Here is a 13,582-nt window from a genome sequence, read left to right as displayed (position 1 = left end):
GCGCCCCGTGGGTGACGGCCCATCCGGGTGACCGCCCAGCTGCTCGCGTTGGTGGGGGTCAGCCAGGGGGCAGGTCCGCTTCTGTCGGTGGGGCGAAGGGGCCACCAGGCGGTGACCCCTGTGGGAGCCCACGGGCTCCCACAGGGGTCAGGGCCGGTGTGGGTCAGAAGCCGCCGAAGTCGCCGCCGCCGAAGCCTCCCCCGAAGCCCCCGCCGACGTCGCCGCCGGAGCCGAAGTCGCCGCCGAATCCCCCGGAGTCGAAGTCGGAGCCGGAGTAGTCGCCGCCCTCGGTCATGGCGGCGTCACCGCCGTAGGCATAGGCGCCGGGGGCCGTCATCATGCTGCCGAGCATGGTGCCCATGAGGATGCCGGGCAGGATGCCGCCGGCGAAGTAGCCGCCCGCCCAGGGGGCGTAGGCGGGTCCGGCGTTCCAGTACGGCTGGGGGCCGCGTTCGGTGGCCACGAGACGGGCGTCGGGGTCCTCGCCCGCCGCCAGCCGGTCGGCGTCGGACTGGCAGGCGGGCACGTCGCGTTCGGTGCCGCCGGGCGGAGCCCAGCGCACGTCGGTGACGGACGGTCCGTGCCGTGGGTCGAAGAAGCAGGGTGGGCGTGCCTCGGGCAGCGGCCGGTTCGCGCGCCGGGCGGCGAGCGTGGCGAGCGCGAAGCGGCCCTCGCCGAGCGTCTCGGTGACCGGGCGGACGTCCTGCGGCCGGGTAGCGGCGGCCATCTGCTGCTTGGCCGCGTCGTAGGAGTCCAGCGCGCGGGTGTAGTCCGCGCGCTGGGCGTCGGTGGTGGTGGGCGCGGTGAGGTCGAGGTCGTGGCGGTCGAGTTCCTCACCGAACGCGGTGATGTCCTCGTCCACGACGACGCGCAGCTTCTCCAGCTCCGCGCGCTCGCGTTCCCGCTGCCGGGCGGCGCTTCGGCGGCGGACCGCCAGGGCGGTGGCGCCACCGGCGGCGACGAGCCCGCCGAGGACGAGCAGTTCGGGCAGTCCGGTGTCGGTGGCCGCGCCGTCGCTCCAGGAGGTGGGCGCCCGGCCCCCGGCCTGCCCGAGCGCCTGGTCAACGAAGAGGCCGAGCTGGGCCTCGGCGTCGTCGCCCGCGGTGCGCTGGACGGCGCCGACGAGGTTGTCCACGGCGTCGGTCGCCAGCACGCCCGGGTCGGCGCCCGCGTCGAAGCGGTCGCCGAGCCGGATGGCGTAGACGCCGCTGAGACCGGTGAGCGCGCGCACGTCCCGGAGCACGGTGTCCTCGGGGAACGCCTCGGTGTCGGGCAGGACGGCGACGAAGACAGGCTTGTCGGCAGCCTCGATGCGGTCGGCGAGCGCGTCCGCTTCCGGGGTGGAGAGCTGGTCGCGTGCCTCGGGGTGGACGTAGACGGGGTCCTCGCGCAGGTTCTCGGCCACCTCGCCGATCCCGGCCTGCGCGGGGGCGGCCGCCTGCGCGGGTCCTGCCGGGAGCAGGGTGAGCGCGCCGAGGGCTCCGACCGCGACGAGAGCGGCCAGCAGCAGGACGCCGCGCACCGTGCGCTGGAGTGGAGATGCGGACATGGCAGCCTCCTCGGCGGACGGCGTCGGGCCCCGCGTGGTCGGCGACGCCCACGTCTCCCTCTCCACGGTAACCCCGGGCCGTAACCCGGACGGGCTACCGTGCGCCCGGGAGACGCGCGCCCGTGCCGCAACAGCCCGGGCGGCGCACGGGCGGCTCGGCGGCCACGGCCCCACCCGGCGGCCCCGGCGGTCCCGGCGCAACGGCCGACGGACCGGGCGCCCCACGCGGCGGCCCGGCGGGGCGGCCGGTGCGCGGCGGACCCGGCAGCCCCGGCAGGCTCGACGGAAGGGACAGCGCACGTGGACGACGCACGGCTCAGGCGGCAGCTCGGGGTAGGCGACGCGGTGTTCGTCGGACTCGGCGCGATGCTCGGCGCGGGCGTGTTCGCCGCGCTGGCGCCAGCGGCCCGGGCGGCCGGTTCGGCGCTGCTGCTGGGGCTGGGACTAGCCGCCGTCGTGGCGTACTGCAACGCGACCTCCTCGGCCCGCCTGGCCGTCCGCTACCCGTCCTCCGGCGGCACCTACGTCTACGGGCGGGAGCGGCTGGGCCCGTTCTGGGGCTACCTGGCCGGGTGGGGTTTCGTCGTGGGGAAGACGGCGTCCTGCGCGGCGATGGCACTGACCGTCGGCGCGTACGCGTGGCCGGGGCAGGCGCCCGCCGTGGCGGTGGCCGCGGTGGTGGTGATGACGGCGGTGAACTACGCGGGCGTACGGAAGTCGGCGTGGCTGACGCGGGTGATCGTGGCCGTCGTGCTGGCCGTGCTGGCGGCCGTGGTGGTCGCCACGGCCACCTCCCCGGCGGCGGACGCGGACCGGCTGGACGTCCTCGCCGCCCCCGCCGGTGCCGGGGGTGTCCTGCAAGCCGCCGGGCTGCTGTTCTTCGCCTTCGCCGGATACGCGCGCATCGCGACCCTGGCCGAGGAGGTGCACGACCCGGCCCGCACCATCCCGCGCGCCGTGCCGCTGGCGCTGGGCATCACGCTCGTCGTGTACGCCGCCGTCGCGCTGGCCGTGGTGAGCGTGCTGGGCGCCGACGGGCTGGGGCGGGCGACGGCGCCGCTGGCCGACGCCGTGCGCGCGGCCGGGGTGTCGTGGCTGGCGCCGGTGGTGCGGGCGGGCGCCACGGTGGCGGCGCTCGGCGCGCTGCTGGCGCTGATCCTCGGGGTCTCGCGCACCACGCTCGCCATGGCGCGCGACCGGCACCTGCCGCCCGCGCTGGCCGCCGTGCACCCCCGCTTCGGCGTTCCGCACCGCGCCGAGCTGGCGGTTGGCGCGGTCGTCGCGGTGCTGGCGGCCACGGTGGACCTGCGCGGGGCGATCGGCTTCTCCTCCTTCGGCGTGCTGATGTACTACGCCGTCACCAACGCCGCCGCGCTGACCCTGCGCGCCGACGAGGGCCGCCCGCCGCGCGCGCTGCCGCTGCTGGGGCTCGCCGGATGCCTGACGCTGGCGTTCGCCCTGCCGCTGTCCTCGGTGCTGGCCGGCGCCGCCGTCCTTACCGCCGGAGCCGCCGCCTACGCCCTCCGCTCCCGAGCCCGCCCCCACGCTCGCTAGCGCCGCGTCCGCCGGGGCCGGTCAGGGTGCCCACCGCCGGGGCCGGTCAGCGCGCGCCGTCGCGGTGCTCGGGTGCCCCGGGTGGGGCATGGCGGCGGTGGGTACGATGCGGGTCCTTGTGTGTCGTCTGTTCGGGAGTTGGCCCGTGCCCCTTGTTCTCGCCCGGTTCCTGCGCGTCGTGCGCGCGCGGTTGCGGGGGTGGCGGGTGGCGCTCGTCGTGGTGCTGGTGGTCTTCGGCACCAGCTGGCTGGCGATGTGGCTGGTGGAGCCCGAGTCCAACGGGATCACCGAGCCGGACACCTACTGGTGGTGGTTCCTGGTGACCTCCTCCACCGTGGGATACGGCGACTTCTACCCGCTGTCCCTGCCGGGCCGGATCGTCGGCGCCTACGTCGTCTTCGGCGGCATCGCCACCCTGACCATTTTGTTCACCGAGCTGGCGACGCACATCCAGGCGATCAAGGGGAAGCGTATGAAGGGCGCCGTCGCGCTCGACCTCAGCGACCACATCGTCATCCTGGGCTACTGCCCCGGCCGCACCGAGCGGATGGTGGGGGAGCTGCTGGCGGAGGGGCGGCCCGACATCGTGCTGGGCACCTGGGAGGACGTCGCCGAGCACCCGGTGCCCGAGCACGAGTCGGTGGCGTTCGTCCGGGGAGACCTGACCACCGTCGAGGTGCTGAAGCGGGCGTGCGTCCACCGCGCGGCGACGGTGGTGCTCGACGCGCGGGACGACAACGAGGCGCTCGCGCTGCTCGTCGCCGTCCACCATCTCGCGCCCGGCGCGCACACGGTCGCCGCCCTGCGCGACCTGGGCCGCGCCCAGCAGCTGCGCTACGTCAACCCGGACCTCCACTGCGTGCAGTGGCACATGCCCAGCCTGCTCACCGAGGAGGCGCTGGACCCGGGCATCACCGAGGTGTACACCGAGATGCTGGCCCCCACCGAGGCCGCGAACACCTACTCGACGACGCTGCCCCAGCAGTGGGCGGGGTCGTCGTTCGGCGAGTGCCAGACGTGGTTCGGGCGCGAGTTCAGCGCCACGATCATCGCCGTCCGGCAAGGCGGCGACATCGCCGTGGCCCCGCGCTGGGACCTGCCGCTGCACCCCGGCGCCGTCCTGTACTACCTCGGTCACCGTCGCCTGCACGACGCCACGCTGGCCGACGGCAAGGCCGCCGCGCCGGTGGGCCGGGCCGCCACCGGGCAGCCGGCGCCCGGCTCGGCGCCCATCGGCTAGCGCCGCACCGGCGGCCGCCCACGTCACACGGGGCACCCGTGCGGTCGCCCCGGCCGGGCGGGGTGGTGGGCCAGCGGATACCCGGGCGGCCGGGCTGGGGTGGAACAGGGGCTGGGGTGGAACAGGGGCGGGGCGGTGGGCGTTAACCCTAGTAGTCCACCGTGACGCAGGTCACATCCTGGAGGTCGTCATGGACGTGGTCATCCTCGTCGGACGCATCCTGTTCGTCATCCTCTTCCTCGGCTCGGCGCTCGGTCACCTCACCAAGACCAGTGACCTGGCCGCGTACGCCCGCTCCAAGGGCGTGCCCTCGCCCCGGGCGGCCACCCAGGCCAGCGGCGTGCTGATGCTGGTCGGCGCGCTGCTGCTGGTGCTCGGCATCTGGGCCGACCTCGGCGCCCTGCTGCTGTTCCTGTTCCTGCTGCCGACGGCGTTCCAGATGCACCCGTTCTGGACCGAGCGCAGCGCGGGCACGCGCGAGCAGGAGCGGGTGCACTTCCTGAAGGACCTGGCGCTGGCCGGTGCCGCGCTGATGCTGTTCGCCCTGTTCGCGTCGGAGGGCGAGGGCATCGGCCTGATGCTGACCGGGCCGCTGTTCTGACCACCCGTCTGAGAGCGCGTCCGGTGGCGCGCTCAGGGCGTGCCCGGCGTCACCACGTCTCTGGGGGGCCAGGGCGCGGCCCGGGTACGGCGGCGGTGCCGCAGGATCGCCGCCAGCACGGTGAGCGCCGTTCCGGCCACCGCCCAGGCGGCGAGGACGAGGAGCGAGCCCCCGATGTCCGCCCCGTCGAAGTAGGCGATGGAGCGGGTCGCCCAGGTGCCCGCGCCCGGGGGCAGGAACGGCCCGATGGCCTGCCAGAACGGCGGCAGCAACGGCCCCGGGTAGGCGCCGCCCGCGCTCGGGTTGCCCAGCACGACCACCAGCAGGATCGCCAGCCCGATCCCCACCACGCCCGCGAGGCCCTGCAAGGCCAGGGTGACCGCGCCCACCGCGAAGACGATCAGCGCACCCAGTGCCGCCAGGGACCACAGCCCGCCCGTCAGCGCCCCCAGCACCGGTTCCACGATGGCCGCACCGCCGATACCCGCCGCAACCGCGACGACGGCCAGGGCGGCCAGCCGCACCAGGGCGCGCAGCAGCCCCGCGGGCCGGGCCCCGTAGCTCATGGCGAGGATCGCCGCGCACAGGTAGCCGCCGACGCACCAGCCCACGACGAGGTAGAACGCGGTGAGTCCGCGCGCGTCCCCCGCGTCGGCGGGGACCACGTCCTCCACCGTCAGCGAGCGGTTCCGCTCCTGGGCGACGTTCTCAAAGACGCCGGTCAGCGCGTCCGCCAGCGCTCCGCCCGCCGCCGTGGCGACCAGCAGGGTGTCGGTGTCGCCGCGCGGGTCCGCGACGAAGGCCCCGTCCACGGTGCGGTCCTCCACCGCCTGCCGGGCCGCGCCCGCGTCGGCGGTGGAGACGGTGACGTCGAGCGGGCCGTCGGGCAGGGCGTCGAGGTCGTCGGTGAGCTGGGAGCGCACCTGGTCGGGCGCGGCCACCGCCACCGGTACGCCGTCGGGGCGGGGCTCGTGGAAGGCGCCCACGTAGGAGGCGATGAAGGCGAGCTGGAGCGCGAGCACGCCGAGCACCAGCAGCGCGGCGCGCGGGGTGACCGCGCCCCACACGGCACCGGCGAAGCCTCGTCGCTCCTTGGCGTGGACAGGGACGTGCGAGCGGGTTGCCATACGCCCACCCTCAGCCCCCCTCCCTCCCGCCGCACGCGTTCACAGCCCGAAAGGCTGACCCCGGCACCGTGCCCGCCCGGGTGTGACCCGTCCGGGCACGGGCACTGCGCGGGTGGGTGAGTCCACCCCGCGCGGACCGCCGGGCCGGTGCCGGATGCTGGGCATGCGGCACCCGCCCGGCGGTGGGGTCAGGAGCCGATGGCCCCGCCGTCCTGGCGCCAGACGGCGACGACGGAGGGACGGTTGAGCTGGCCGGGGCCGTGCGGCCAGTGGGACAGCGGGTTGTCGGCCGTCGCCCCGTCCAGCTCACCGGGGTGCTGGACGGCGACCACCACGCGCCGGTCCTGCACCAGCGGTCCGCAGGTCTCCGCGCCCTTGGGCACCGTGAGGAACTGCTTGACCTGGCCCTCTTCGCGTCCACGGGTGGTGACGCCGAACAGCCCGTCGTGGCTGCCCAGGGCGTTGCCGTCGGTGGAGATCCACAGGTTGCCGTAGCGGTCGAAGGTGACGTTGTCCGGGCAGGAGATCGGGCTGACCTGGTCTTTGGGGAAGCCGCCGAAGTACGTGCTCTCGTCCTGGGGGTCGCCGCAGACCAGGAACAGCCGCCAGCGGAAGCCCTCGGCCGCCGGGTGGTCGTAGTTCTCGGTGAGTTCCAGCACCTGGCCGTGCTTGTTGCGATTGCGCGGGTTGGCCTCGTCGGGGCCCGCCTTGCCTTCGGTGCCGCGCGCGGAGTTGTTCGTCAGCGCCACGTACACCTTGCCGGTGCGCGGGCTGGGCTCGACGTCCTCGGGGCGGTCCATCTTCGTCGCGCCCACCCGGTCGGCGGCCAGCCGGGTGAAGACGTAGACCTCCTCGGCGCTCATGCCCGCTACGTGGGAGCGGTCACCGCTGGCCAGCTTGATCCACCGGCCGCGCCCGTCGAACTCACCGTCGCGCGGGAGGGTGCCGCTGCCGTCGATCTCCCGCTCGGGGCTGTCGCCGTCCAGCCGGGCGACGTACAGCGTGCCCTCGTCCAGCAGCGTCAGGTTGTGCTCGCGCGCGGCCCGGCTCTCGCCGTACTGCATGCGGCGGCGGGAGACGAACTTGTACAGGTAGTCGAACCGCTCGTCGTCCCCCATGTAGACGACGGCACGGCCGTCGGCGGTGAGCGTGGCCTGGGCGCCCTCGTGCTTGAAGCGGCCCAGCGCGGTGCGCTTGCGCGGGGTGGAGTCCGGGTTGTACGGGTCCACTTCGACCACCCAGCCGAAACGATTCACCTCGTTGGGCTCCCGGCCGAGGTCGAAGCGCTCGTCGAACCGCTCCCACTTGCGGGAGGTGACGCCCTCGCGGACGCCGTAACGGGCCAGCCGCTCCCGCGTCTTCGGGCCGGGGACGTCCTGGGCGTTCGCGAAGTACTGGTTGAAGTTCTCCTCGCCGCTGAGCACCGTGCCCCACGGGGTGGTGCCGCCCGCGCAGTTGTTCAGCGTGCCGTAGACGGTACGGCCCTCGGGGTCGGCGGAGGTCTTCAGCAGGTCGCTGCCCGCCGCCGGGCCGGTCAGCTCGAACGCGGTGCCGGTGTGGAAGCGGCGGTTGAGGTGGTGGCGGGAGACGGCGGTCAGCTTGCCGGTACGGCGCTCCTCCCGCACGACGACGACGGACAGCCCGTGCGCGGCCCAGGCGATCTCCACCTGCTCACGGGTCGGGTTTCGCGCGTCGTAACCGGAGAACATCAACTCCTCGTTGGTGTACTCGTGGTTGGCGAAGAGCACCTGGCGGTCCCGCTCACCGGGCAGTGGCAGCAGGGCGAGGAAGTCGTTGTTGTAGCCGAACTGGCCCTGCTGGGCGCGGGCGCTCTGGCGGTCCGGGTCGAAGGCGGGCGCCCCGCGCAGGATCGGGTCGCCCCAGCGGATGACGGCGTTCTGGTCGTACCCCTCGGCGACGGTGACGGCGTCGCGGGTGTTCGGCGCGACGGGCTCGAACCGCAGCCCCTTGGCGCCGCGTCCCCCTTGGTGGGCAGGGTTACCGGCCCAGTCCGGGCGTCCGCTCGCGGCGGCCTCGGGGGCGGCGGCGAGCACCGCACTGCCCGCTGCGGCGGCGACGGTGGCGACGGCACCGGCGCGCAGCATGTTCCGCCGGGACATCCCGGCCACGATGTCCCCGAAGTAGGCGTTGTCGCTGGTGTTGGGCACCTCCTGGAAGCAGGCGTCACCGCAGCGGTAGTGGCAGGTCATGGCGGACCGGCCGCCAGGGTGGGTGGTGAGCAGCGGCAGTTGCTTGCGCATGAGGACCTCTCCGTCATCAGCCGTACGGCGCGAGAAACTAGAGCCTGAGACCTACCCGGGGGCTACACCCGCATGAACGCGCCGTGAATCACACGGCTGGCTGCCGTGCACCGGCGTTCCGGGGAAGCCCTGGGGCACCTGCGCACCAGGGAGCACGCTGGGGCCGCGAGCGCGTCCCCGCCGTCCTCCCGGGGCCGCGACCATGCCGGCCGGCCCGGGCGTCCACCGCGCGAAACTCCCGGCGGCGGCCCCGCCCTGCCGGGATACGATGTGCAGCGCCTCCCGGAGCAGACAGTCACGCACAGTAACGACCTTGGAGCAGCCGCAATGGCTCGACACCTCATCACCAGCGCCCTTCCCTACATCAACGGGATCAAGCACCTGGGCAACATGGTGGGGTCCATGCTCCCGGCCGACGTGTACGCCCGCTACCTGCGCCAGCGCGGGCACGACGTGCTCTACATCTGCGCCACCGACGAGCACGGCACCCCCGCCGAGCTGGCGGCGAAGGAGGCCGGACTGCCGGTCGCGGAGTTCTGCGCCCAGCAGCACGAGGCGCAGAAAGCGGTGTACGACGGCTTCCACCTCGCCTTCGACTACTTCGGCCGCAGCTCCTCCCCGCAGAACGTGGAGATCACCCAGCGCGTCGCGCGGGCCCTGCACGCCAACGGGTTCATCGAGGAGCGGGCGATCCGCCAGGTGTACTCGCTGGCCGACGGCCGCTTCCTGCCGGACCGCTACATCGTGGGCACCTGCCCGCACTGCGGCTACGACAAGGCCCGCGGCGACCAGTGCGAGAACTGCACCCGCGTGCTGGACCCGACGGACCTGATCGACGCCCGCTCGGCGATCAGCGGCAGCAGCGAGCTGGAGGTGCGCGAGACCAAGCACCTGTTCCTGCTCCAGTCCAAGCTGGCGCACGAGGTCGAGGCGTTCATCGACGAGGTGGGCGGCGCGTGGCCGACGCTGGCGTCCTCCATCGCCCGCAAGTGGCTCACCGAGGGGTTGCAGGACCGCGCCATCACCCGCGACCTGGAGTGGGGCGTGCCCGTCCCGGCCGACACCTGGCCGGAGCTGGCCGCCGAGGGAAAGGTGTTCTACGTCTGGTTCGACGCCCCGATCGAGTACATCGGCGCGACGAAGGAGTGGGCGGACCTCAGCCCGGCCGAGCGGGACTGGGAGTCCTGGTGGTACCGCGCCGAGGACGTGCGCTACACCGAGTTCATGGCCAAGGACAACGTGCCCTTCCACACGGTGATGTTCCCCGCCATCGAGCTCGGCACCCGCGAACCGTGGAAGCGCGTGGACTACGTCAAGGCGTTCAACTGGCTGACGTACTACGGCGGCAAGTTCTCCACCTCGCAAAAGCGCGGCGTGTTCACCGACGCCGCGCTGGAGCTGCTGCCCGCCGACTACTGGCGCTACTTCCTGATGGCGCACGCCCCGGAGTCGGACGACACGAGCTTCACCTGGGAGCTGTTCACCGCGACGGTCAACAAGGACCTGGCCGACACCCTGGGCAACTTCGTCAACCGCGTGCTGTCCTTCTCCCGCAAGCGGTTCGGGGACCAGGTGCCCGCGGGTGCCGCACCCGGGGAGGCCGAGCAGCGGCTGGGCACGGAGATCGCCGGGTTGCTGACCGAGTACCAGGAGCAGCTGGACGCACTGCAGTTCCGCAAGGCCGCGCAGGCGCTGCGCGCGCTGTGGAGCGCGGGCAACGTCTACCTGGAGGAGAAGGCGCCCTGGCTGGAGATCAAGTCCGACCAGGACGCCGCCGCCCTCACCCTGCGCACCGCGATGAACCTCATCCACCTGTACGCGGTGCTCTCCGAGCCGTTCATCCCGGCCTCGGCGCGCGCGATGCGCTCGGCGTTCACCCTGGACGGCGACACCGCCACCTGGGTCACCCCCGAGCAGGCCCGCGCGCTGGACACCGTTCCGGCCGGGACGCCGTTCACCGTGCCGCCGGTGCTGTTCGCCAAGATCAGCGACGACGACCTGGCCGCGTACCGCGACCGCTTCGGCGGCTCGGAGGACTAGCGGCGCCGGTGCCAAGGCGCCGCCCTGCGCGCGGGTGACACGCGGTGCGTCCGCGCGTCACCCGCGCCGTGGCCAGGCAGGCGCCGGGCCGCCGCTGAGCGGGGGCACAGCCCGCGCGAGGGTGGCCCGCTGTGCTCACGCGTCCTGTGCTCAGGCGCCCTGTGCTCACGCGGGCCACCCGCGCCGCGAACCGGCGGTCAGCGGGGTCAGGCGCCCCAGCTCACGTGTCCGAGCTTCTCCGGGTTCAGGACGCCGTCGATGCCGACGATCTTCCCGTCCCGCACGGTGAAGGCGTAGACGGCCGACCACCCCGAGTCCGGGTCGGCGAAGACGACGCCGGGCGCGCCGTTGACCTCCCGCACGGCGATCGTCACCCGCGACCAGTCGAACCGCTTACTGACGCCCTGCAGGAACTGCGCCGCCCGGTCCCGGCCCACCAGGAGCTTGCGGGCCGCAGTGACCTTGCCACCGCCGTCGGAGGTGAGTACCACGTCCGGGTCGAGCACGGACATCAGCGCGTCCAGGTCGCCCTCGGCGGCGGCGGCCAGAAAAGCATCCACCGCCCTGCGGTGCTCACCGCGGTCCACCGAGCGCCGGGGCGCCTCCGCCTGGACCCGCTTGCGGGCCCGGGAGGCGAGTTGCCGCACGGCGTCCGGGGTGCGGCCCACCACCTCGGCGATCTCCGGGAACGGCACGGAGAACACGTCGTGCAGCACGAACGCCGTCCGCTCGGCCGGGGTCAGCCGCTCCAGCACGGTGAGCAGCGCCATGCCGACCGACTCGTCCAGCGTCACCCGCTCGTCCGGACCGGCCTCGGTGACCACCGGCTCCGGCAGCCACGGCCCGACGTACTGCTCACGCCGGGCGTAGGCGGAACCGAGCTGGTCGTAGCAGATCCGGCTCACCACGGTCGTCAGGTAGGCGCGCGGCTCCCGCGCGGTGCCCTCCGGCACGGCCTGCCAGCGCAGCCACGCCTCCTGGACGGCGTCATCCGCGTCCGCGACCGACCCGGTGATGCGGTACGCCACCCCCCACAGCCGCTCCCGCTGCTCCTCGAACACCGCCAGCTCCGCCATGCCTCTCCCTTGCTCCTGTGTGCTCCGGAAAGCATGACGAAACCCACCCGGCGACTGTGACACCAGGGGTCACGAGCCAACGCGGGATGGCGGCGCGGCCTTGTCCATCTGGGCACCCCGGCATGCTGGCGGGCCACAGGGCCTCGGCGGGAACGCCAAGGCATACTTCCATGCCGTTGTCGCCATCTTCGTGACGCCCACCCGGTTCAACCGTCCCCGGCGGCACTCGCGGTGCGTAACGGCAGATCACGAGGGGGACCTCAGGCACTCGGAACGGCCTGGTCACTCCTGCGAATCAAGCTCTCGAAGCCTGATGGCTGTTGGCGTGATACCTCTGAAAAGAGGGCGCGGGGTGTGCTCCTCACGCGCATCGACGAGCGGGACGAGCAAGTCGAGCCGGGTACTGCTGCTTACCAGCCCTCGTCACCTGGCGAAGGAGCTGTTGTCAGCGTCGCGACATAGGTTGGCAGACCGCTGTGCCGATAGACGGCACAAGATCCTGGAAGGCCCTACCCGTGCTCAACATCAAAGAGCGCCTGCGCGCGCTGGAGATAGCTACACGGGTTAGAGGGCTGACGGTCAACCAGCAATTCCTCATCGCTGCCGGCCTCGGTTTCACGGTGCCCATGCTCATGTTCGCAGCCATCGCCACGGGCTCCAGGGTCTGGCTGATGGTTCAGCTCCCGGTCAGCGTGGCGCTCGCAATACCTGTCCCCTGGCTGCTCAAGCCCTGGTACGAGGGGCTGCCCAAGGAGAGCCAACGCCGATTCACCGCAGCTCCCCTGGCGTACTACCTCATCCTCGTGACTCTGTTCGCGTGGCTGGCTCTGGTGTCGGCACCGGACGACCGCGCAAAGGCTGCCGGGCTGCTGCTTCTGGTGTGGTGCCTTCAGTTCGTATACGGCACCGGCGTCGAGCCAAGCAACTTCGCGGTCGAACGCCTCCGAGGCAGGCTCGGCAGAGCTGCGCCGGTGCGAACTCTCGCCCTCTGGTGCGGGCTGATCGGCGTGCTGTGGTTCATGCAGTACACCCAGGATGATGAGCGGTTCCGGCCGGTTCTGCTGGGAGCGACGCTCACTCTGGGTGCGGCAGGAGCCGCCGTAACCCTGAAGGTCTTCGCCCGGGTGCGGAGGATCTGTACCACGCTGCATCTGCGGACCACGGAGATGATCAGATCTCTGGAAGAGCTCGGCCGCGCCGCAGACGTGGATCGGCAGGACAAACAGGCGGCTGCTCGGCGTGCCTGGGATCTCCTGGAGGTCACACTCCTCACTCGGGTAGACACCGGCTTTCACTTGGTTGGTTCCTTCGTGCTACCGACCGAATCCATCACGGAGCTGGGGCGCACACTGATCGCGGTCATCGACGCACCGCATCACGAGGAGACCAAGCAACAGCTGGCCGTTGCCGATCTTCAGGCAATCCGCGCGGCCTGCCGGGGCCGCATTGACGTTTTGGCGTAGCCACCCGTCATGCGTGGCCGTCAGACACCGGACTCACTGGAGAACCGCAACGAAGGATTCCAGCACCAGGCGCACAGCACCGACAACCAACTACGCTTCACCGTCTACGACATGACCACGACGCCTCTGACGCCCGTCGGCACCACGGCCGTACTCATCGACCACCACGTACGGACCGGCGAATTCGTGATCCAGCTCAGCCCAGACAGCAGGGGCAACGGCATGGGCACCGAAGCGACCCGGCTCACCCTGGACTACGCCTTCCACGTCACGAACCTGCGGTGCGTCCATCTGTCGGTGCTGTCCCCGAACANNNGCTGGTGCGGCACGCGGTACGCGGGCGTCCGTCGGGTGGGGTGCTACTTCGGCGGGGGCTTGCGCAGGGAGAGGTGCAGTTCCTTCAGCCGGGCCTCGTCCACCTCGCTGGGGGCGCCCATGAGCAGGTCCTGTGCGTTGCCGTTGAGCGGGAAGGCGATGGTCTCGCGGATGTTCGGCTCGTCGGCGATCAGCATGACGATGCGGTCGATGCCGGGTGCGATGCCGCCGTGCGGCGGGGCGCCGAAGGCGAAGGCCCGCAGCATGCCGCCGAACTCGCGCTCGACGTCCTCGCGCGAGTAGCCCGCGATCTCGAACGCCTCGTACATGATCTCCGGCTCGTGGTTCCGGATGGC

The 13,582-nt window shown here is 72.6% G+C and carries 10 protein-coding genes and 1 pseudogene; 6 read left to right on the top strand and 5 right to left on the bottom strand.

Annotation, left to right across the window (positions count from 1 at the left end; translation table 11 throughout):
- Positions 1-163 precede the first annotated feature (163 nt).
- Positions 164-1,549 (bottom strand): hypothetical protein, encoded by a 1,386-nt coding sequence (locus tag JJV70_RS17280; protein ID WP_219048903.1) that lies wholly within the window; start codon positions 1,547-1,549, stop codon positions 164-166.
- 300 nt (positions 1,550-1,849) lie between these two features.
- Here JJV70_RS17280 and JJV70_RS17275 point away from each other — a divergent pair, with 300 nt between their 5' ends.
- From JJV70_RS17275 to JJV70_RS17265, 3 genes are all read left to right on the top strand, one after another.
- Positions 1,850-3,103 carry an APC family permease gene (locus tag JJV70_RS17275; RefSeq protein WP_308294868.1) on the top strand — a complete coding sequence of 418 codons (1,254 nt, stop codon included), beginning with the start codon at positions 1,850-1,852 and terminating at the stop codon, positions 3,101-3,103.
- Positions 3,104-3,191: 88 nt separating this feature from the next.
- Positions 3,192-4,343 carry an ion channel gene (locus tag JJV70_RS17270; RefSeq protein WP_306823481.1) on the top strand — a complete coding sequence of 384 codons (1,152 nt, stop codon included), beginning with the start codon at positions 3,192-3,194 and terminating at the stop codon, positions 4,341-4,343.
- Positions 4,344-4,533: 190 nt separating this feature from the next.
- Entirely contained in the window at positions 4,534-4,944 is a 411-nt protein-coding gene (locus JJV70_RS17265) for a DoxX family membrane protein (protein WP_219048901.1), read from the top strand.
- Positions 4,945-4,976: 32 nt separating this feature from the next.
- Here the strand turns inward: JJV70_RS17265 and JJV70_RS17260 are convergent, their stop codons facing one another.
- Both JJV70_RS17260 and JJV70_RS17255 read right to left on the bottom strand, forming a co-directional pair.
- Entirely contained in the window at positions 4,977-6,071 is a 1,095-nt protein-coding gene (locus JJV70_RS17260) for an ABC transporter permease (RefSeq protein ID WP_257574113.1), read from the bottom strand.
- 188 nt (positions 6,072-6,259) lie between these two features.
- The gene (locus tag JJV70_RS17255; protein WP_219048900.1) at positions 6,260-8,332 is read right to left on the bottom strand and encodes a PhoX family phosphatase; all 2,073 of its coding nucleotides are present in this window, start codon (positions 8,330-8,332) and stop codon (positions 6,260-6,262) included.
- A gap of 327 nt (positions 8,333-8,659) precedes the next feature.
- On the opposite strand from JJV70_RS17255, the gene metG reads away from it, so the two are divergent.
- Positions 8,660-10,372, top strand: a complete 1,713-nt coding sequence (gene metG, locus JJV70_RS17250; protein ID WP_219048899.1) for a methionine--tRNA ligase — start codon at positions 8,660-8,662, stop codon at positions 10,370-10,372.
- A 206-nt stretch (positions 10,373-10,578) separates the two neighbouring features.
- Here metG and sigJ read toward each other — a convergent pair whose 3' ends face one another.
- Positions 10,579-11,448 (bottom strand): RNA polymerase sigma factor SigJ, encoded by an 870-nt coding sequence (sigJ, locus tag JJV70_RS17245; RefSeq protein WP_219048898.1) that lies wholly within the window; start codon positions 11,446-11,448, stop codon positions 10,579-10,581.
- Between the two features lie 515 nt (positions 11,449-11,963).
- Here sigJ and JJV70_RS17240 point away from each other — a divergent pair.
- Together JJV70_RS17240 and JJV70_RS23545 are read left to right on the top strand one after the other, a co-directional pair.
- Complete coding sequence (locus tag JJV70_RS17240; protein ID WP_219048897.1) at positions 11,964-12,911, top strand: hypothetical protein; 948 nt, start codon at positions 11,964-11,966, stop codon at positions 12,909-12,911.
- Between the two features lie 9 nt (positions 12,912-12,920).
- A pseudogene (locus JJV70_RS23545) lies at positions 12,921-13,211 on the top strand (GNAT family N-acetyltransferase); the annotation flags it as partial.
- A gap of 59 nt (positions 13,212-13,270) precedes the next feature.
- Here JJV70_RS23545 and JJV70_RS17235 read toward each other — a convergent pair.
- The coding region (locus JJV70_RS17235) for an amino acid--tRNA ligase-related protein (RefSeq protein WP_306823480.1) at positions 13,271-13,582 on the bottom strand (312 nt) is incomplete at its 5' end.

The sequence above is a fragment of the Streptomyces sp. JJ66 genome (assembly GCF_019303495.1).
GTDB lineage: Bacteria > Actinomycetota > Actinomycetes > Streptomycetales > Streptomycetaceae > Streptomyces.
The sequence above is the reverse complement of the archived record's forward strand: the minus strand, read 5'-3'. Positions and strand labels throughout refer to the sequence as shown.